This window comes from Novosphingobium guangzhouense, from assembly GCF_002896965.1.
GTDB classification, from domain to species: Bacteria; Pseudomonadota; Alphaproteobacteria; order Sphingomonadales; family Sphingomonadaceae; genus Novosphingobium; species Novosphingobium guangzhouense.
The window spans coordinates 15,869-35,207 of the sequence record NZ_LYMM01000055.1; the positions used below are offsets into that span (position 1 = coordinate 15,869).

Below are 19,339 nucleotides of genomic sequence, written 5' to 3' on the forward strand. Positions count from 1 at the left end.
CTGTTCCTGTCACGAAACGCCGCCTTCATTCGCGACGTCACCCTGAACTTGTTTCAGGGTCCATTTCGCGGCCTCGACCGGCGGCCTGATCGGCACGATGGACCCTGAAACAAGTTCAGGGTGACGAAGAGTGCAGGGCGGGGTGTTTGCACCACCCCGCCTCAGCAGATATATCAGGCGTTGCCGACCGGCTCGCCCATGCCGGACTCAGCCTGCTGCTGCTGCGCCTGCAGCTGCTGCACGTAGAGGCCGTTGAAATCGATCGGTTCAAGCATCAGCGGCGCGAAACCGGCGTCGCGCACGGCATCCGACACGATGCGGCGGGCGTAGGGGAACAGGATGCGCGGCGCTTCTGCGAACAGGAACGCGTGGGCCTGGCCTTCTTCGAGATTGCGCATGCCGATCAGCGCGCAGTAGCTCAGCTCGACCGCGAAGGCGACGCCCAGGCTGGTGCGCGAGGAGCAGGTGATCTTCAGCTCCACTTCGTGGACCTCACCCTCGATCGCACGCGCGCCGATGTTGAACTGCACGTCGATCTGCGGCTGTTCCTGCCACGAGAACGCTTCGGGAGCGTTCGGATTCTCTACCGAGAGATCCTTGATGTACTGCGAAATGATACCTGCGGCCGGGGCGCTGTCGTCGCCGTTGCCGAGGTCGAGGTCGGAAATGATGTTGCCTTCGTCGGCCATCTGATCTGTGTCCCGCAATGGAATCTGAAATGTTCAGGTGGGGCGGGTAAAACATTTTGCGGGCGCGGGGAACACCCGAGCATCGGGAAAATTGTAGAGGTTGTGTCCCGATGGTGTGTTTGAACCGCTTTGTAGGGCTTCGACCGGGCGGGAAAATCCCCCGAATGAGCCACTCACGCGTTGTTCATTTGTAAAGTGTACCTATCTGGGGCTATGTTCGAGCGCTAAGCCGAGGCCGCGTTTCGAGTCTTCGGCATTGCGCCGGAGTGCGATGCGGCTGCAGACCCGTCTTCGACCGGTCTTTGGTACGGCGCCACAGAAGGATGGAATTAGGGACGTGACACCGGAAATAGTGATCCTGGCCATGATCGCGGCCTTCCTTGGCTTGCGGCTGTACTCCGTGCTTGGCCGTCGTGCCGAGCATGAAGAGGAGCCTATCCAGGGACGCTTCGAAGGTCGTCAGGGCCAGAAGCCGGGTGCGCCGCGCGTTTCCGCACCGCCGCGCGCCGACCAGCGTGGCGACGAACGCGCCCGCGCCGAGCAGCCGCGCCAGCGCGCGATTCCGCTTGCACCGCCTGCCGTCGAACGCGGCCTGGCAGAGATCGCCCACGTGGATCGTCGCTTCGATGCCGGCGCATTCCTCGATGGTGCGCGCAGTGCCTATCGCATGATCCTCGAAGCCTTCTGGAAGGGCGACAAGGCCGAACTGCGCCAGCTTTGCAACGACGATGTCTACGCCAGCTTCGCCGCTGCCATCGACGCGCGCGTCGAAGCCGGGGAAACGCTCGACAATCGCCTGATCCGCATCGAGGAAACCGGCTTTACCGCAGCCGGCGTGGAAAACGGCTATGCGCGTATCACCCTGCGCTTCCGTTCCGATATCGCTGCGGTCACGCGCGATGCCGATGGCCACGTGATTGCCGGGTCGCTCGACGATGCGATCGAGGCGGTTGACGTCTGGACGTTCGGTCGCGCGGTGAACTCGCCTGATCCCGACTGGCTGCTGGAAGAAACCGACGAGGGTTGACCGTTCGGCCGGGGCGGGGTTGATCCTCGCTTCGGTAGACTGCTAACCGGTTGATCCTGATCGGCCCCGCGCTACCCGGCGCGGGGCTTCTGCTTTGTGGGGAGGGTGCATTGACGCTGGAGATTGCGGCACGGGCCATCGTGCCGGAGGGGGCCGCGCGTCGAACGCTTCGTGCAAATTCCGTGCAAGTCGCGCGCTCTGCGCTGATCGGCGGTCTGCTTGCCGTGCTGGCCGCCTGCGGAGGCGTTATTCCATCCACCGGAGGGCCGCGTCCGACCCGGCCGCAAACAGGGCTTCCCAGCCAGCCGGTGCCGCCGCAGAACGCGCTTGCCGCCGGAGTGCGGCGTGGGCCGGCACTGACCTCGCTGCCGATGGGGGCGTCCGACGCGGCCGGGGCGCTTGCGTCTTTCCGCGAAAGCTGCCCGCGCCTTGTCGCGCGCAAGGATGGCAGTGGGCTGACCCGACCGGAGGACTGGCGGCAGGCCTGCACGGCGGCGGCACGCTGGGGTGCAGGATCGCCCGCGCTGTTCTTTTCCAGCTTTTTCGAGGCCGCCCGCATCGGCGATGGCCGCTCCTATGCCACGGGATACTACGAACCCGAGATCGCCGGAGGACGCACGCCGCAGCCCGGCTATACGGTGCCGGTCTATGCCTTCCCCGGCGACCTTGTACGGGCAAGGCCCGGCGATGCCGCACCGCTGAAGGACGGGCGCATGCCGCTTGGCCGTTATGCCCCCGACGGCACTTTCACCACCTACTTCGACCGGGCGCAGATCGACGCCGGTGCGCTGGCGGGCAAGGGTCTGGAGATCGCCTGGGTTGCCGATCCGGTCGAGTTCTTCTTCCTGCAGGTTCAGGGCTCCGGCCGCCTCGTCGCGCCGGATGGCACGGTGACGCGCATCGGCTATGCGGGGCAGAATGGCTTGCCCTATACCGGCATCGGCGGGGTCATGCGCGATCAGGGGCTGGTCGGCTCAGGGCCGGGGCAGTACCCTGGGTCGATGCAGGGCATCATGCAATATGTGCGTGAACATCCGGTCGAAGGGCGTGCGCTGATGGAGCGGAATCGGTCGTGGGTGTTCTTCAAGGTGCTGACCGGCGACGGGCCGCTGGGTGCGCTCAACGTTCCGGTGCGAGCGGGTAATTCGGTTGCCGCAGACCCTCGCTATGTGCCGTTGGGTGCCCCCGTGTACCTTGATATGGACCGCCGGGAGGCCAACGGGCTGTGGATCGCGCAGGATACGGGCGGTGCGATCAAGGGCGCGAACCGTTTCGACACCTTCTGGGGTGCCGGGGCACAGGCCCGCGTGACCGCAGGCGGGATGAGCGGGCGCGGCAATGCCCTGATACTGCTGCCCAAGGGCGTCCTGACCCGTCTTGGCGCCCGATGAAACGGCCGGGGCGCAGGCTTACGGCCGAGGAAAAGGCGATCTGGGCGCAAGTTGCGCGTACCGTCAAACCTCTCGTCCCGTCGCGGCCAAGTGCGGCTGGCGCGCCTGAGCCTGCTCCCGCCCCGGCTCCGGTCATGTCGATTGATATCGCTCCGCCACCGGCGAAGAAGGTCAAAGGCCGCGTCCCGCCGCCGCTTCTGCCCAAGGCGCCCCCGCCCAAGCCTCGTTCGGAAGTGCCGGTCAACCTTGATGGCTCGTGGGAAAAGCGCATTTCCAAGGGGACGCTGCTTCCGGATTTCAGCCTCGATCTGCACGGTTCGAACCTTGATCAAGCCTACGTGCGGTTGATGCACGGGCTGTTGCAGGCCAAGGCGATGGGCGCGCGCGTGGTTCTGATCGTGACGGGCAAGCCCCGGCCCGTGGATGCTGCGGATCGCGGGAATGCGCGCGGAGCGATCCGCGCAAAGATCGCCGATTGGCTTGCTGCAAGCGAGCACGCCTCGGACATTGTCGCAGTCCGCGGTGCGCACCGACGCCACGGCGGGCAGGGCGCAATTTACGTAGTGCTCAGGAAGCGCCGCTAGACGCAGTTCTCCCCATAAGGGGAATAAGCATGATTTTCAGAAGGATGTGGAGGCCGAGCCGGAATCGAAACCGTAAAATAAATACTGGTAAAACAGATTGTTACATATTTTTCAGGCAAAGAAATCCATCAATTAGTCCATCATTTTCATCATTTTGGCCGTTCAGCGCGGTTCGATTCTCGTCGTACTGTTGTAATTATGCAACGAAAATAAATATGTAATGGAATCAATATGATGGTCAAATCAGCCGTTGTGTTACGTCTTTTGGTTTTCGAGCTCGGCGAAAGTCCCAATGCGAGAGAGTTAAAGTGTCAAACTGCTGCCCGATCTGACATGCTGGCTCGGCAGCGTTTTTGCGTGACGTCTCGCTAAAAATCATTGGCGATTGCTCCCATCTGGTCCCAGCGGATATCGGGGCAGCGCCGCAAGCTACGCGATGCTTATGCCGAGTTCGAACCTCGTGGTTCGAGGCTCTCCGGTTACGCGTCGGTATATCTTAAAGGCAAAAGGCAACATGCCTGCTGAATTACCAAAGGTACTTCTGGTGCACAAACACTGGAATCAGGGTTAAGCGTTATTGCGCAGGGTGTTGTTAGGAAGTCAGTAGTTACTCTGACTGCTGAGCGAAGGTCTGCGTTCAAGATGCAGGTAGGTCGAATCAAATTCTCCTATTTTCTCAAGGCGCTCTATATCGTGAATTACCAGTGTTTTACCTGATAAAGAAATGAGCGATTCACGGCGCATCCTTTGCAAAACCCGGTTTACGTGAACTTTCGTCAGACCGACAGTGTCGCCCAGTTGCTCCTGCGTCAAAGGCAGATCGAATTGATTCGCATGCACCAATCCAACCTGCCGCATGCGAAAGCACATCTCACAAAACAGATGCGCCAATTTCGAGAATGCATCGCGCTGGCCCATATTCACGATCCATTCGCGCAGCACTGCCTCATCTACGAGCGTCGCCCAAAGCAACGCCTGGGCAATTCGAGGGTGCGAATCAAGGATCTCCAGCATGTCAACTTTCGGAATTGCCGCGACCTTTGCATCGCTAAGAAGTCCGATCGAATGATCCATCTGCTTTAAAATGAAGATATGAATGTCGCACAAGTCTCCTGGGATTAAATAGGCTACGATTTGGCGGTTGCCATCGGGAAGGAATTTGTATCGATACGCCCAGCCTTCCAGTAGGAAGAAAACGGAATCTGGTCGATCGCCTTCCATAATAAGATCGGATCCGGAGATATAACTATCGGTGTTCCTGCACAGATCGTTCAGGCGCCTGGTATCTTCTTCCGAAAAATCCGTGAAGCTCGAGAGTTTGCGGGTGAGAGGATTGTCCATCCCGATTTTCTCCTCATACGCCGTCAGCAGCACGAACTGTATCATGCTTTGCCGGATACAAGGGTTGTCTCCGACGATGGGCGTCAAATCTGCCATCGCATGATATTTTAGCGGCCGGGGTGATTGAAGCCTGCAATGACACTTTGCCCTTGAATCATCGTGCCGGAGCCACGCTTGGCCAGCAGGACGCCGAGCGCTAGAGCAGATCTGCTCGATCATCAGGGTATGTGCTACCGGACACATTCACTTTCGACCATGCGCTGAAATCGGCAAAAAGCTTTCAAGACGCTAAGTGACCAAGTCAGTCCATGGCAGGAAGATCGGGCAATTCAACTTCCCTGGAAGCGTCGAATGGCTCCAATTCGAGAGGCATGTTGAGCGCTCGCGAGGGCACTGCACTGCGCTTATCAATGCATCAGGCCGGGGTAATATCGTCGGCAGGGCGAACGCTGTTTCCGAGTGAACTTTGCGGGGTGGTAAAAACGGTCATTCTTCGCATGTTTGCAAGGATGCGGGTACTACCCGCCACCCCCGCCTGTTTCCAAAACTTCCTCAACAGGTTCACAGGGCGATCGTCAGATTTTTCAGCCTATGTCCGGTATTTCAATGACCTTGACGGCTCGTGTCATGAGCCGCGCTTTCCCGCTCCTGCTTGTCCATTTCCAGATGCCAAATATTGCGACCAACAAATATCAGCAAGGCCATAGCGAGTACGATCGTCACGATAAATATGCCAGCGCGGCCTTTTTTTCGTGTAGACGGTTCACGATCCGTGGTTTTATTATATTTTGCCATCGCATTTTTTCCGATATATTATGTTGAAAGAATAATGGTTCAATATTTTATGGCAAGTGAGCTAAGTATATCGGGTAATATGATGCTCATATTTCGATGACTTGGTGCAGAGGTGTTTCCGTCTATTGCGATCGGCCCCGATACGTTGGCTCAGGTCAACTTGCGGTGGTGTTGGGATCATTCCTGACGGGACGCCCCTTGCCGCGGAAAATGTAGCAAGGTCTTTAGTCTGATTACTGATGTCAGGCTGCCGCGTTTTCCGGCTGGTGGCAGTCAAGCAGATTGTAGGTGGAGTTCGGCGGGAAATCCGTCGCGATTTCCGCATCCCCGAAAGCCAAGGGGTTGGGAAGGTGCAGCAGCTTTCCAGAGAGCTCGAGCAGGCCCCGGGTTCTCAAATCGCCCAGCACGCGATTGACGTGGACGGGGGTCAAGCCCACCGCATCGGCGATGTCCTGTTGCGTCAGCGGAACTGCACATCGGTTATTCATCACCCTGCCGCGGGCATGGAGGCGCCGGTACAGCTCGCTCATCAGGCCGTAGACCCTTTCCACCGCGGTTTGGCGGCCGAGGCTGACAATCCAGGATGTCTGACGGGCATGGCCGCGCAGCATGTCCGCAAGCAGCTGCCTTACATAATTTCCGGGTCTGCCATGAATGCCAGCCAGCGGGATGCAGCGGGCCTTGATCGGCGTCAGTGCAACGATCGGATAATCCGCCCTGCCAGAAAGCAGCCACTGTGATTCGCAGAAATCTCCAGGCGCATATAGCGCGGTGATCTGTCGCCGTCCGTCCGCCAGCATACAATATCGGCTAGCCCAACCATCTTCGATCTGGAAAACGTGGTCGTGGACCTCGTCTTTACGGGCCAAATGTTCATGGCGTCGGAATTGACGTTGACGGGTGCTACTATGATCGACAGCCATTGGCGTCTCTTTCAGATTTGCCCCGCCTCCGACGATCGATCTAAACCTTCAAAGCAGGTGTCATGTTGATGCATGTTAGTTTTCGGCGGCGTCGTGCGATGGAGCGAGCGGTATCTACGACATGCTCGAGCGCGCGGGCCTTACGTTTGAATGCGCGTCACATTGATCCAGATTAACTTTGGTGGCCGCAAGGGAACGCGACCGGATCGCTGTCATTTCGGCTTCGAAAGGCTCCGAAATCGAGCGCCTGCTCGGCGCTCCCCAATGGTCATCGGGAAAATTGTCGAAATCTATGGCGAAGGCTCCAAGAGGCGATCCCGCCCTTCGTCGACCACATCAGGCGGCTCTACGCGGAAATTGTTGTCTCGGCCTGCGAAATTGGCCACCCGTCCACGTCTCAACTGCACGATGGGTCGATAATGGCCGAAAACGGTGAAATTGCACGGCTTCGCGCCTTGCTGGCATGCTCGGAAGCGGACCTGCAACGCGCGAACGCGCAGATAGCTGCCCTGGAAGCAAGTGAGCTACGCTATCGAGCGATGTTCGACGGCATCGACGAAGGGCTTTGCGTCATCGAGATGATCGAAGATGAAGCTGGCCAGCCGATCGACTATCGGTTTCTTCAGGCCAATGCGGCCTTCGTCCGGCAGACCGGACTTAAAGACGCGATGGGGCGCACGGTCCGGGACATGGTTCCCGGACACGAACAACACTGGTTCGACATTTACGGGCGTATTGCTCGCACTGGGATCGCCGAGAGGTTCGAGGATCGGGTTGAGGCGCTCGGACGTTGGTATGACGTCTATGCGATGCCTTTCGGAGCGCCTGGCGACCTGCAGGTGGCGGTGCTTTTCCGCGACGTCCTTGACCGCAAACAGACGGAAATGCGCTTGGTCGAAAGCGAAAACCGGTTGGCTGCCATATTCGAATCAGCACCGGTAGGCATCGCGCTCGCGGACAGGAACGGCAACATGCTTCTGGCCAATGCCGAGGCACAGCGCCTCTTTCCTTCGCGCAGGATACCCTCGCATGACCCCGAGTTCGGACCGAGATGGCGAGCGGTGTCTGACGATGGCGAGCCGGTCGCATTGAGCGATTATCCTGCAATCAAGGCGTTGAACGGTATCAGTACGGTTCCGGGAATGGAGTTTACCTGGACCGACGAAGACGGTGCCGTTCATTGGGCGACCGTGTCGTCCGTGCCGCTCCGTGACGATGGAGGGACGATTTCAGGCTCCGTCATCGTGATCCATGAGGTGGACGAGCTCAAGCGCTCTCAGGAGGCCCTTCGCGAAAGCGAGAGGCGGCTGCAGATGCTCCTTGCCGAATTGCAGCACCGAGTGCGGAACATTCTGACTGTGATCCGCTCGGTATTTTCTCGGACCGTCGAAACTGGCGGAGACATCCAAAGCATCGCCAATCACTTCACGGGAAGACTGGATAATCTCGCGCGCGCACAGATGGTCGCGACCCAGAGCGCGCATGGTTATGCCGATCTGGAAAACCTCATTCGCGATGAACTGCTGAGCGTCGGAGTGAGCGATGGAGAGACCGTCACGATCTGCGGTCCTGGTATCGAGCTGAATGCTCAACTGACCGAATCGCTGGGTCTTGCCTTCCATGAGCTGACTACCAACGCTCTGAAATACGGCGCTTTACGGTTTCCCGAAGCGCGACTCGAAATTCATTGGGAGGTTAACCTAGATGATAAGGGCATCTGTTCACTTGACCTTACATGGTCCGAACAGGGGGTTCCCGTCATCAGTTCCCAGCCCACCCGCAGAGGGTTCGGCTGCGAGTTGATCGAGGATGCGCTGCCATACCGTTCGGGGGTGACCACCAGCCTCGAATTCCGTGGCGGCGGCGTGTTCTGCCTTCTGTCCGCACCGCAGTCCGAGGGGGGCGCGGGGGCCGCATGGAAGGAGTTGTGAAAAATGCCTGCCTCACTCGTCGGCAAACGCATTCTTGTCGTCGAGGATGAATATTTCATTGCTGCGGACCTGCGCAACGGGCTGGTAGAGCAGGCCGTCACGGTCATCGGACCAACCGGAGACCTGGCAACCGCGCTGGAGATGCTGTCCGGCGAAAAGCCGGATGCAGCAGTGCTCGACATCAACTTGAACGACCAGCTGTCATGGCCGCTCGCCATCGAGCTACAGCGCCGGGCCATCCCTTTCCTGTTCGTGACCGGTTACGATTCCTGGTATCTCCCGGAGGCATTTCGCGACGTTCCTCAGCTGGCTAAGCCCTTTTCGATGGCAGTCCTGATCGGAACCCTGAGCGGTTTGGTCGGAGTCCCGGACGCGTGATGCCTGTTGTCAGCGGAGGGCAATCGAAGCCGCCCGCGATCCGCCGGATAGCTTCGCTGGCACCGCTCAGCGATGCCGAAATCTCGATGCTGGCGAGAGCATCGGCCGAATGGACACACCTTACCGCGCGGCGGGAATTCGTCATCGAGGGCGACCCTGTTCCGCAGATGCAGATCCTGCTGAGCGGGTGGGTGGCCAGCGTGCGGCAACTTGCAGATGGGCGCCGACAGATTCTCGGCTTCCTGCTTCCGGGCGACATAATCGGTCTGTGCCCCCAGCCAGAGCCTCTCGCCCTGTCGACTCTCACCAGTCTGACCGACGTTTCCGTGTGCCCGGCGCCTCGCTCGGCACCGCACGGTTCACTTGCGCGAGCTTATGCGATGGCCAAGGCACTCGACGAAGCCCATCATCTGGCTCACATTTGCCGGGTGGGTCGCCTTAATGCTCAGGAGCGCCTCGCGGATCTTTTGCTGGAACTCCACGACCGTCTCGAGCTAGCGGGACTGACCGATGGCGGAAGCTTCGAACTTCCGCTGACGCAGGAGATTCTTGCCGATGCTCTTGGACTTACTCAGGTTCACGTGAATCGCACGCTCCAGCTCATGCGGCGATCGGGTGATCTCGACTGGAAGGAGCGGCGTGTCACGTTGCATGATCCGTCGGCGCTGGCCGTCAAGATCGGACGTGATAGGGTCAGGGTATCGGCGCTGCAGTCACCTGCCGTCTAGCCGCATGCCCGCCGCGGCATCCGCTTTTCTCACTTATCTTGGTGAATGGACTGACGCGGCAACTCGGCGGCGTCCACTCTCGTTGCAGCAAAGGAAATCGGAAAAAGGAAGGATGCAACGATGGGCGGCGGCGGAGAATATGAGCCCAAGGACTCTGGCAAGGTGACGGGTGACGCAGGGAAGCCAGGCAAGTCTTGGCGGGATCAAGAAAGTCCTGCAGCCGGAAGAGGCGAATACGAACCTCGCGATCAGCGCAACGTCACCGGACAGCCTGCAAGCGAACGCGACCGGTGGAGCAGGGAAGAGGTTGATCCGCCCAAGGCCGGCGGCGAACCGGCGGAAGGTGTGCGAGCAGCCGCCCGCTCAACCGAAAACCGAAAATCCTGAGCCTTCTTTACTGCTGGGACCTGCGCGATCCGCGCACAATTCCTCTACCCGGGTCAACATCCGTCAGTCCGTATGAGCGGGTGACGGCGTCATGTGCAGCGGCATGGCTTGCGTGTTCAGGCTCATACCTGCACGCTTCACATCAGGATGCCGGCGGGTCAGCCGGGATAGGGATGCCCTTGAAAAAGCCGTGCCAGATGCGCCGCATTTCCTGCAACCATGCGGGCTGTCCGCGTTACTTTGTCCGGGACAGCGTCGAGATCCTTGAAGTCGACTGATCCCATCGCCTCGCCTACCCAGTAGCAGGCCGCCACCGCCGGAACCGTCCAGCCGACATCGTTCAGAGCCTGGAACATCTGAGCGGAGCAAAAGTGGGCACCGTCCTCGTTGCCGACGATCGTAGCGACAGCAACCTTGCTGTAGCTGGGCATCCGGTCCTTTTCGTCCGTTTCCGAGAGGAAGGCGTCCATCCGTTCCAGTACGCGTTTGGCGACACTGCTCATCTGTCCCATCCAGATCGGTCCGCCAAGGATCAGGATGTCGTGCGCCAGTATCTTGGCCCGCAATTGCGGCCAGTCGTCGCCTTCGCCTTCGTCCGATGTCACGCCTGGACGAATGTCGAGCGCGGCGACCCGCACCGTTTCCGACACCTCGACGTCACGTTCCCGAAAGGCATCGGCAAGCACGGCGATCATCGCGTCGGTGGAGGATTCCTCATTCACGTCGGACTTGAGAGTGCAATTCAGCGCGACGGCCTTGATGGACATGGACGGCTCCGTTCTCGTTATTGATGCATCGCCCTGACAACGGCCACGTGCCGTGGTGGCATCACCGGGATTCATCCATGTTAGCAACTAACCTGTCGGGTGCCGACTGGGAGCGTTCCAGCCTTGCCGTGGTCAGGCTGTCGAGACGTGAAGTTTTCGCTCGTGCGCAGATGGATCGAGGTAGCAACTCCATTTACGCAGATTCCTTAACCTCGATCAGGATTTCGTGTTTTACATATTGATATCGAGTGGATTGGGCGCATCCATTGGTTCGACCGCGAACAAATAGCCAAAGGGATTGCTGTGGAACCGGGCCGAGCGAACCTTGAACTTAGCGATAAAACCATCCTGGTGGTCGAAGACGAATTCTTCATCGCCCAGGATTTGCGCGAAGAAATTGAAGGTGCCGGTGGGCGCGTGATCGGGCCATGCCCAAATGTCGATGCAGCGCTCAGACAGCTGGATATCCAGACACCCGACTGCGCGATGATCGACATCAACCTTGGCGAAGGTATGTCGTTTGCGCTCCCACATCTGCTGACTGATCGGCACGTGCCATTCGTTTTCCTGACCGGCTATGACGCCGCGATGATTCCCGAGCCCTTCGGTAAAACGCCCTACATTGCCAAACCGCCACACCGCCACGCCGTGATCGCTGCTTTACGGGACCTGTGCCGCCCCGAACCAATCTAGGCCGGGCTGCTTCGCGCATTCACGACATATCGATAACATGGATCAAGGCCGCGGAGCATCCGCCTCGCCACGCAATTAGCCCTTCGTGCCCGACCGCATCGGAGGAGACTGGCAGATGTCGCTTCACAACATGATCGCCCTTCATCCGGACGTCGAGACGTTGAACGAAGACCTCGCCACTGCCGCGCGCCATGCGCTTTTCTGTGCAGCCTTGTGCACCTCCTGTGCGGATGCCTGCCTCGCGGAAGCGGGGCAGATGCGCCAGTGCATTCGTGTCTGCCTCGACTGCGCGGACGTCTGCGCTGTCACCAGCCGTATCGCCGTGCGGCGTACGGGAAGCAATGTCGCGGTCTTGGGCGCGATGATCGAGACATGCATCTTCACCTGCGAGGCCTGCGCCCGCGAATGCGCGCGGCATGAGCATGAGCATTGCCGGCTCTGTGCGGAAATGTGCCGCGAATGCGCTGCCGACTGCCGCAAGGCGCTCCCTGACCTCAACTGAGCGAAAGGAAAGAGCGGTGACACAGAAGAAGTGGTCGCAGGAGGTGACAGAGCGTTCGGATGCCCTGGACCTCGACGGGGACCTCTTCAAACAGGGCGATCCGGCCAAGATCGCCGCATCCCTCAAGCGTTCGGCAGAGCATAGCAAACGGCGCAAGGGCACGCCGCTTCAATCCGCAATGAGCATGCTGACGTTCTACATCAACCGTGCCGGAGACCATCTCGGCAAGCAGCAACGCGATGTCCTTGAGCAGGCGAAGGACGAACTGCGTAAGGCGTTCGGGAAGAAACCTCATGCAGCGGAATAATCATTCGCCCACTGAAATACACCAGGAGGAAGACACATGACCGATCTCAGTCAGGTTACCGAGCACATGGAAATCATAGGCGCCGATGGCGTGCATATTGGCACCGTCGACAGGGTCGAGGGTGATCGGATCAAGATGACCAAGGCCGACAGCGGATCGCACAGCGACCATCATCACTACATCGCTGGTGGTCTGGTCGTCGCAGTAGAGGGCAATCAGGTACGGCTGTCTGCAGCGGGGGCCGAGGCCGCTTTGCTGGAGGAGGAAGAAGGGGGTGAACCGTTGAGCGACCGGGGTTCCTGAGGAAGAGAAAGGACCGCATCATGCCCCGTGGAGACAAATCCAGCTATACCGACAAGCAGAAGCGCAAGGCGGAGCACATCGAGGAAGGCTACGAGGACCGCGGCGTCGGCCACAAGGAAGCCGAGCGGCGGGCCTGGGCTACGGTCAACAAGGAATCCGGCGGCGGTAACAAATCGGGCTCGGGTCGCGGCAGGAAGGAAAACCACGCCTCGTCTCGTAAAGGGGGGCGCATCGGCGGGTCCAGCCAGAGTCACGAACAGCGTTCGGCGGCCGCCAAGAAAGGTTGGGAGACCCGCCGGAAAAAAGGGGGCGGTTGAAGCCGACCCTGACGGTGTCAGGTGCGCGTGGTCATGGGTGCGCACCTGACACTGATCTTGCGCCCGGTCAGATGATCCCGGTTCCTCCATTGGCGCCGAATACGCTGCCCGAGGTGAAGCTCGTCCCGCTTTCCGCAAGAGTCACATAGAGCGAGGCCAGCTCGGCAGGTTGACCTGCACGGCCCAGCGGCGTGTCCTGCCCGAATTCCTTCAGCTTGCCCGGCAATTGCCCGCCTGCCACCTGCAGCGGCGTCCAGACCGGACCGGGGGCGACGGCGTTCACCCGGATACCCTTCGCTGCAAGCTGCTTGGCCAGCCCCTTGGTGAAGATCAGGATCGCGCCCTTGGTCGTCGCGTAATCCAGCAGCTCTTCTCCCGGACTGACCGAATTGACCGAGGCGGTATTTATGAAGCAGGCCCCTGGCTTCATCAGGGGAATGGCCGCCTTGCTGATATGGAACATCGCATAGACGTTGGTCTTCATGGTCCGGTCGAACTATTCCTCGCTGATCTCGTCGATTGAGGCCTTGGACTGCTGATAGGCCGCATTGTTGACGACGATATCGAGACCTCCGAGAGCCTGCGCTGCCTGCGCCACGAGATTGTGACAGAAACGGGCGTCTGTAAGATCGCCCGGAAGCAGCTTCACTTTGCACCCTTCCGCCAGCAGCAGCCGCGCGACGTCCTGAGCGTCCGGCTCCTCGGTCGGATAGTAGTTGATCGCAATGTCCGCGCCCTCGCGGGCAAATGCGATCGCTGCGGCGCGGCCAATGCCGGAATCGCCGCCGGTTACAAGCGCCCTGCGCCCCTTGAGACGGCCGCTTCCACGATATGTTGCCTCACCGCAGTCCGGCACCGGCTTCATGTCGCGCTGGAGCGCGGGCCATTCCTGCCGTTGCTCTGGAAACGGGTCGCTGGTGTGATTGGATGTGGGATCCTGCATCGGTCTGCTTTCTTTCGCCAGGGACGGGACCGCGGCGAGAGTCGCTCCGGCCAATGTCGCGCCCTTCAGGACGTCACGGCGTGTGCTGGGGTCAGTCATACGGCTGATTTCCTTGTCCTCGGAACCTCGTCCCGTCGTATCGAAAGGGGGCATCAAGGGGAGGGTATGGTCTTCATCCGGCAAGGAATGCGAGCAGATCGCGGTTGAGCCGGTCGGGTGCGGTCGCGAACAGGCCGTGCGGCTCACCGTCGTATTCTACCAGTTGCGCGCCAGCGATGCTGGCGGCCGCTGCACGTCCTGCCGGATCGATCGGCACCGTCTTGTCGGAGGTGCCGTGGATCACCAGCGTCGGGATATCGAAGGCCGGCAAGTCCGGCCGAAAATCCGTACCCCCGAAGGCATCGACGCAGTCGATTGTGGCCTTCGGGCTTGCCATGATCGCGAGCGCGAACGTCCAGTCGAGCAATGCGCTCGACACCGGCCTGGAGACCAGGCCAACGCCATAGAACATCTTGGCGAATGTCTGGAGGAAGGCGAACCGATCCTCGCGGATCTGCGCCTTCATGTCTTCGAAGACCGCGGCATCGACGCCGTCCGGATTGCTGTCGTCCTTCAGCAGATACGGCACGACCGAGGATACGAGCACCGCGCGGTCCACTTTGCCGGAGCCGTAGCGCGCCAGGTAGCGCGCGATCTCGCCTCCACCCATCGAGAAGCCCACCAGAGACACCTTCGGAACATCGAGCTTGTCGATGACCGCGGCGAGATCGTCAGCGAACACGTCATAGGTATATCCGCCGTACGGATGGCCCGACTGACCGAACCCGCGCCGGTCGTAGGTAATGACGCGATATCCCGCCTCGAGCAAAGCAAGCGTCTGATATTCCCACATGTCCCCTGTCAGCGGCCAGCCGTGAATGAGGATGACGGGCTTTCCCTCGCCCATGTCCTTGACGTGGATGACGTGGCCTTGCGGCGTCTCGATATGCATGGATTATCTGCTCCGACTGTCTGTTCGGGAAAAATGGGAGGTATTCAGCGGTTTCCGCTTCCCGGCTCGGCCATCTTGCGATGCTGCTGCGCCAGAACGGATTGTGGGACGATGCCGGCACCGGCGACCTGCAGCTTGTTGGACCAGCCGGACACGATGTGTCCCTTGCCCGCCATCAGCGCATCCCAGCCGTCGCGAGCGACTTTCGCAGGGTCTGCCTTGTCGTTTTGGCCCAGCTGCGTGTCGAGCATGTCTGCGCGCGCAAAGAATTCGGTCTCGGTTGCACCGGGCATCAGCGTGGTGAGGGTGACGCCGCCGATGTCCCTGAGTTCATTGCGCAGGGCTTCGGTGAAATTGTCGATGAAGGCCTTGGTCGCATTGTAGACGGCATTGAAGCTGCCGGGAATGTAGCCCGCGATGGACCCCGTCACGAGAACCTTGCCCGAGCTGCGCGCGACCATCCTCGTCAGCACGCTTTGCAGGAGATAGACCGTCCCGGTGACATTGGTGTCGATCGAATGGCGCCAGGTCGCAACCTCCTGCTGCAGGAAGGCTCCGCCCGTGCCGACGCCCGCATTGGCGCAAAGCACGTCGATCGCTCGCCCGCCGGTTGCGGCAAGCAGGCGATCGACGCCGTCCAGCGTCGAAAGGTCGGCTTCCACCGCCATGACGTTGACCCCGTGCAGGCTGAAATCGCGTGCGGCTGCCTCGATCAGCGCTTCGTCGGCGGCCACCAGCAGATCGTACCCGGCCCGCGCCGCGCAATGCGCGAGCTCGAAACCGATCCCGGTGGACGCGCCTGTGACGATGGCAAATTTGTCGGCCATGGGCGTTCTCCTCAGGCGGCGACGCGATCGAGGCCGGGCTTCAGCACGACCTTGGTCACGTCATTCTGGTGGTCGTGAAACATGCGATACCCGTCCGGCGCCTGTTCCAGCGGCAGGCGATGGCTGATGAGGAACGTGGTATCGATCTTGTCCTCGACGATGGCGTTGAGCAGGCCCGGCAGGTAATGCTGCACATGGGTCTGGCCGGTCTTGAGGGTCAGGCCTTTTTCCATGAACGCGCCAAGCGGGAACTTGTCGACGAAGCCGCCATAGACGGCGGGCATCGAGATACGGCCGCCCTTGCGGCAGGCGTGGATCGCTTGTCGTATGCTGTGCGTCCGGTCGGTCCCCGTGAAAGTCGAGACCTTGATCTGATCCCAGACGTTGTCCGCGAAAAACCCATGGGCTTCGAGGCCTACCGCATCGATGCAGGCGTCCGGGCCGATACCGCCCGTCATCTCGATCAGGGCTTCGTAGGTTCTGGTTTCCTCATAGTTGATCGTCTCCGCGCCGAACCGTCTCGCGAGTTCGAGGCGCCGCGGAAAATGGTCGATGGCGATGACGCGCTCTGCGCCCATCAGGAAGGCGGACTGGACGGCGAAAAGCCCGACCGGGCCGCATCCCCACACAACCACCGTGTCCCCCGGCTCGATCTCCGCATTCTCGGCCGCCTGCCAGCCCGTGGGAAGAATGTCGGAAAGGAACAGGACCCGGTCATCGTCGATGCCGTCCGGGATGACGATAGGCCCCACGTCGGAGAACGGCACGCGCACGTACTCTGCCTGGCCGCCCGCGTAACCGCCGGTCATGTGACTGTAGCCGAACAGGCCGGACATCGGCTGGCCGTAGAGTTCCTGGGCGATGTCCTGATTGTCCGCCGGATTGCCGTTGTCGCAGGCGGAATACTGGTGCTTGCCGCAATGATAGCAGCTCCCGCACGCGATGGTGAAGGGAACGACCACGCGCTGGCCTTTGCGCAGGGTCGATCCGGGACCTGTCTCGACGACCTCGCCCATGAATTCGTGACCGAGGATATCGCCTGCCTTCATCGTCGGGATGAAGCCGTCGTAGAGGTGAAGATCGGAGCCGCAGATCGCCGTGGACGTCACCTTGATGATGGCATCGCGCGGATTGAGGATTTCCGGGTCATCCACGGTGTCGACCCGAACGTCGTGCTTGCCGTGCCAGGTGAGTGCACGCATCAGGCGATCTCCTCTTCGCGTTGCTTGAGCGTGCGCGCCGCAGTGGCCACTTCGCCCGTTTCCATGAGTTGCTTGAAGCGCCTGAGGTCGCGGCGCGCCTGAATGCCGGGTTCGCGCTGGAACAGCTTGGCGATCAGTTTCCCGACAAATCCGGCGGGGGCTTTGTAGAAGATCGTCGCGGTGACGACCGTGCCTCTCTCGCCCGCGTCGCGAAATTCCACGCGCCCGCTGTTGGAAACGTCAGGGCTGTTCGTCGATGCCCAGGCGATCGCTTCGCCCGGAACGTCCTGAGTTATCTGCGCGTCCCATTCGACCGTCGTTTCGCCGGGGCCGGCCACGACCCAGTGCGACGTGCAATCATCGCGCACGTCGATACGCTTCACGTTCTCCATGAACTTCGCGAGGTTCGGAAAATCCCGCCAGAACCGATAGAGATCGTCCCGGCTGCGGTTGATCGTCACCGAACGGGCGATGAGGGTGTCGCCCTCGCCAGACAGGCCTTCGCGCGCCGCATTCTGCGTGGCGCTTGCGTGTTTGGCGGTGGCGGCTGGGGCATCGTCGCGAATGTCCGTCATTGCGGGTCCTTATCCGGGAGGAGTACGCTGGCTGCATATCGGTCGCGGGCAGCCCGGGGCTTTCCAGCCCTAATCGGCATGGCGCTGGTGTCGTGGTGCTCGCCCGCTTGTGCCCTCATCAAGCCATCGGGCTCGGCCGCGTTCCCTGATGACGACCTGACGTTAACATGGATCAGTCGGTTAGATGCGGAGACGCCCCCGTGACTTGATCGAAGTTAGCGGACGCCCGCTCGCCGGGAACGGCAGAGGACGCCCATGCTTTTGCGTCGGCAAATGGAAAGGACTTGTCATGACCAATGGGATCACGCCCGAGAATGGTGAGGAGGCCCGGCAGCGCGCCGGCGATGACCCGTATGAAACGTCTCGTGGCGGAATGGGGGACGCTCGCCCCGACGACGCCCACGACCCCCGCACGCGCGGCGGTCAGAAGCCTGAAAAAGTGGACGATCGCCCTGTCGTCGGCGAAGTCGACCCCGAGGACTATCCGGAAAGCGAACGGCGAGACGGGGATGTCGATCGCGCTCCCCGCCGATCCGGCGAATAGAAAGGCGGATGATCGGGACACGGGGAGGCTGAGGAGAGACATCATGCAGGCGGATGATGACAGGCCAAACAACCGCGAGGTGGAAAACGAGATGATCTGTCCTCCACCTCACGAAGGTATGCCGCCGCGCCCGGCCACGGAGCCCGCTCGTGCCGACCTTGACAGCGATCGGGACCGGGAACCCGGCGCCGGGGAAACGGCGAAAAACTGCGGCCTACAGCATGGACTGCACGCGCCGGAGGAGAAGACCGTGATCTTCTCCTTTCTCTTCCTGAACCGGGCTTCGGCACAAGCCTTTGCTGTCGCGATCGAGAACGAGCACGTCCGCGCGGAGATCGTTGAGCCGAAGGACGGGGCGGCGCCCTGCACAGTTCGGGTCGCGACACGTCTCATCGCCCACGCTCGACAAATCGCGGCAATGCAGAAGGACTTGCAGGGAACTGCCGAACTTCGAGAGGGGAGGTCAAACGGCTGGCACTTTCTTGAGACGGGTCACAAGGAGGGCTAGCGTGTGCCGCTCGCGTGGACGTGCATCGCGAGCCGTTCGGCACGCCTGTCGCGGCGACAGCCTTGCGCTCGAAGATCGCGAAACCCGGTAGCCTTCACAAGACTGGAGGTGGGCGGGAGACAGGAGCGAGATGTATCGTTCCGCATTATCGCGCCCGCTCTCGACACTGACGATCTCGGCTCTCTCCTTCAATCTCAGGCAGATTGTAGCCGTCGATCACGGCCAGGCATTTATGAAGGACGCGTGGCTGCCGGAGCGCCGGAAGGGGGCTAGAGAAGGAGGCAGGGCCCGAGGTCGATACACTCCCAGGCTTTTCGGAACGACTCCGTGTCCTGAGTGCTTGTCCTGTCGAAGATATGTCGGGCGATTGCGATGGCGCGAGCAGTGAAGGCCCAATCACCGGGCATTTCGATCCCTCCGGGCAGGAAAGCGGGGATGGTGCCCGCATTCACGCCGCTTCGGGGGACAACACCTTCTTTGCCATGACCGTGCTTGAATGTCCGATCGCATAACAGCCCGACGCTCAGGCCGATATTGCCGGACCGAATGCTTTCATGGGGCTGCGCTCGGCGATATCCGCGCGACTTTGCCGAGCGCACCTTCCGCCAGCTCGAAGGCTTCGGTTCCTATGGCTTCCCGGAAAGCCACGCCGCGAGCTTCGCCAAGATCTCCTATGCCTCGAGCTG

22 protein-coding genes and 1 pseudogene are annotated in these 19,339 nt (G+C 60.7%); 13 read left to right on the forward strand and 10 right to left on the reverse strand.

The window, feature by feature from the left end; translation table 11 throughout:
- Positions 1-173: 173 nt before the first annotated feature.
- Complete coding sequence (gene secB, locus A8V01_RS19580) at positions 174-689, reverse strand: protein-export chaperone SecB (RefSeq protein ID WP_103098001.1); 516 nt, start codon at positions 687-689, stop codon at positions 174-176.
- Positions 690-1,026: 337 nt separating this feature from the next.
- On the opposite strand from secB, the gene A8V01_RS19585 reads away from it, so the two are divergent.
- The 3 genes from A8V01_RS19585 to A8V01_RS19595 all read left to right on the forward strand — a co-directional run bounded on the left by A8V01_RS19585 (position 1,027) and on the right by A8V01_RS19595 (position 3,691).
- Entirely contained in the window at positions 1,027-1,716 is a 690-nt protein-coding gene (locus A8V01_RS19585) for a Tim44/TimA family putative adaptor protein (RefSeq protein ID WP_103098002.1), read from the forward strand.
- Between the two features lie 203 nt (positions 1,717-1,919).
- Positions 1,920-3,107 carry a murein transglycosylase A gene (gene mltA, locus A8V01_RS19590; protein WP_425437346.1) on the forward strand — a complete coding sequence of 396 codons (1,188 nt, stop codon included), beginning with the start codon at positions 1,920-1,922 and terminating at the stop codon, positions 3,105-3,107.
- Positions 3,104-3,691: a Smr/MutS family protein gene (locus A8V01_RS19595; protein WP_103098003.1), complete on the forward strand. Its 588-nt coding sequence runs from the start codon at positions 3,104-3,106 to the stop codon at positions 3,689-3,691. The genes mltA and A8V01_RS19595 overlap by 4 nt, the downstream gene beginning before the upstream one ends.
- Positions 3,692-4,291: 600 nt before the next feature.
- On the opposite strand, the gene A8V01_RS19600 is transcribed toward A8V01_RS19595, so the two are convergent.
- The 3 genes from A8V01_RS19600 to A8V01_RS19610 all read right to left on the reverse strand — a co-directional run bounded on the left by A8V01_RS19600 (position 4,292) and on the right by A8V01_RS19610 (position 6,750).
- Positions 4,292-5,128 carry a Crp/Fnr family transcriptional regulator gene (locus tag A8V01_RS19600; RefSeq protein ID WP_245892733.1) on the reverse strand — a complete coding sequence of 279 codons (837 nt, stop codon included), beginning with the start codon at positions 5,126-5,128 and terminating at the stop codon, positions 4,292-4,294.
- A 507-nt stretch (positions 5,129-5,635) separates the two neighbouring features.
- Complete coding sequence (locus tag A8V01_RS19605) at positions 5,636-5,827, reverse strand: hypothetical protein (RefSeq protein WP_103098004.1); 192 nt, start codon at positions 5,825-5,827, stop codon at positions 5,636-5,638.
- Between the two features lie 242 nt (positions 5,828-6,069).
- The gene (locus tag A8V01_RS19610) at positions 6,070-6,750 is read right to left on the reverse strand and encodes a Crp/Fnr family transcriptional regulator (RefSeq protein WP_103098005.1); all 681 of its coding nucleotides are present in this window, start codon (positions 6,748-6,750) and stop codon (positions 6,070-6,072) included.
- Positions 6,751-7,169: 419 nt separating this feature from the next.
- Between A8V01_RS19610 and A8V01_RS19615 the strand changes: the two genes are divergently transcribed.
- From A8V01_RS19615 to A8V01_RS19625, 3 genes are read left to right on the forward strand one after another with little or no spacing between them, the layout of a single operon-like run.
- Entirely contained in the window at positions 7,170-8,681 is a 1,512-nt protein-coding gene (locus A8V01_RS19615; protein ID WP_103098006.1) for a sensor histidine kinase, read from the forward strand.
- Between the two features lie 3 nt (positions 8,682-8,684).
- Positions 8,685-9,059: a response regulator gene (locus A8V01_RS19620; RefSeq protein WP_103098007.1), complete on the forward strand. Its 375-nt coding sequence runs from the start codon at positions 8,685-8,687 to the stop codon at positions 9,057-9,059.
- The gene (locus A8V01_RS19625; protein WP_103098008.1) at positions 9,059-9,787 is read left to right on the forward strand and encodes a Crp/Fnr family transcriptional regulator; all 729 of its coding nucleotides are present in this window, start codon (positions 9,059-9,061) and stop codon (positions 9,785-9,787) included. Before A8V01_RS19620 ends, A8V01_RS19625 begins: the two co-directional genes overlap by 1 nt.
- A gap of 545 nt (positions 9,788-10,332) precedes the next feature.
- On the opposite strand, the gene A8V01_RS19635 is transcribed toward A8V01_RS19625, so the two are convergent.
- Positions 10,333-10,941 (reverse strand): flavodoxin family protein, encoded by a 609-nt coding sequence (locus A8V01_RS19635; RefSeq protein ID WP_103098010.1) that lies wholly within the window; start codon positions 10,939-10,941, stop codon positions 10,333-10,335.
- 351 nt (positions 10,942-11,292) lie between these two features.
- Here A8V01_RS19635 and A8V01_RS29820 point away from each other — a divergent pair, with 351 nt between their 5' ends.
- The 5 genes from A8V01_RS29820 to A8V01_RS19660 all read left to right on the forward strand — a co-directional run bounded on the left by A8V01_RS29820 (position 11,293) and on the right by A8V01_RS19660 (position 13,063).
- On the forward strand, positions 11,293-11,634 hold the full coding sequence (locus A8V01_RS29820; protein WP_425437347.1) for a response regulator: 342 nt from the start codon (positions 11,293-11,295) through the stop codon (positions 11,632-11,634).
- A 115-nt stretch (positions 11,635-11,749) separates the two neighbouring features.
- Positions 11,750-12,136 carry a four-helix bundle copper-binding protein gene (locus tag A8V01_RS19645; protein ID WP_103098012.1) on the forward strand — a complete coding sequence of 129 codons (387 nt, stop codon included), beginning with the start codon at positions 11,750-11,752 and terminating at the stop codon, positions 12,134-12,136.
- A 16-nt stretch (positions 12,137-12,152) separates the two neighbouring features.
- Complete coding sequence (locus tag A8V01_RS19650; protein ID WP_211295084.1) at positions 12,153-12,443, forward strand: DUF3175 domain-containing protein; 291 nt, start codon at positions 12,153-12,155, stop codon at positions 12,441-12,443.
- Positions 12,444-12,479: 36 nt separating this feature from the next.
- The gene (locus A8V01_RS19655; protein WP_103098014.1) at positions 12,480-12,746 is read left to right on the forward strand and encodes a DUF2171 domain-containing protein; all 267 of its coding nucleotides are present in this window, start codon (positions 12,480-12,482) and stop codon (positions 12,744-12,746) included.
- A gap of 20 nt (positions 12,747-12,766) precedes the next feature.
- Positions 12,767-13,063, forward strand: coding sequence for a plasmid stabilization protein (locus A8V01_RS19660; protein ID WP_103098015.1), 297 nt, complete (start codon positions 12,767-12,769; stop codon positions 13,061-13,063).
- A 67-nt stretch (positions 13,064-13,130) separates the two neighbouring features.
- Here the strand turns inward: A8V01_RS19660 and A8V01_RS19665 are convergent.
- The 5 genes and pseudogenes from A8V01_RS19665 to A8V01_RS19685 form a co-directional block, all read right to left on the reverse strand.
- Positions 13,131-14,105, reverse strand: a pseudogene (locus tag A8V01_RS19665) (SDR family oxidoreductase).
- 73 nt (positions 14,106-14,178) lie between these two features.
- Positions 14,179-14,997, reverse strand: a complete 819-nt coding sequence (locus A8V01_RS19670; protein WP_103098016.1) for an alpha/beta fold hydrolase — start codon at positions 14,995-14,997, stop codon at positions 14,179-14,181.
- A gap of 44 nt (positions 14,998-15,041) precedes the next feature.
- A complete protein-coding gene (locus tag A8V01_RS19675) occupies positions 15,042-15,824 on the reverse strand; it encodes an SDR family NAD(P)-dependent oxidoreductase (RefSeq protein WP_103098017.1) in 783 nt (260 codons plus the stop codon).
- 11 nt (positions 15,825-15,835) lie between these two features.
- Complete coding sequence (locus A8V01_RS19680; protein WP_103098018.1) at positions 15,836-17,026, reverse strand: zinc-dependent alcohol dehydrogenase; 1,191 nt, start codon at positions 17,024-17,026, stop codon at positions 15,836-15,838.
- A complete protein-coding gene (locus A8V01_RS19685; protein WP_103098019.1) occupies positions 17,026-17,601 on the reverse strand; it encodes an SRPBCC family protein in 576 nt (191 codons plus the stop codon). The genes A8V01_RS19680 and A8V01_RS19685 overlap by 1 nt, the downstream gene beginning before the upstream one ends.
- A gap of 289 nt (positions 17,602-17,890) precedes the next feature.
- Between A8V01_RS19685 and A8V01_RS19690 the strand changes: the two genes are divergently transcribed.
- Together A8V01_RS19690 and A8V01_RS19695 are read left to right on the forward strand one after the other, a co-directional pair.
- Positions 17,891-18,145, forward strand: coding sequence for a hypothetical protein (locus A8V01_RS19690; protein ID WP_103098020.1), 255 nt, complete (start codon positions 17,891-17,893; stop codon positions 18,143-18,145).
- Positions 18,146-18,188: 43 nt separating this feature from the next.
- The gene (locus A8V01_RS19695; RefSeq protein WP_146037331.1) at positions 18,189-18,653 is read left to right on the forward strand and encodes a ribonuclease E inhibitor RraB; all 465 of its coding nucleotides are present in this window, start codon (positions 18,189-18,191) and stop codon (positions 18,651-18,653) included.
- Positions 18,654-19,339 lie beyond the last annotated feature (686 nt).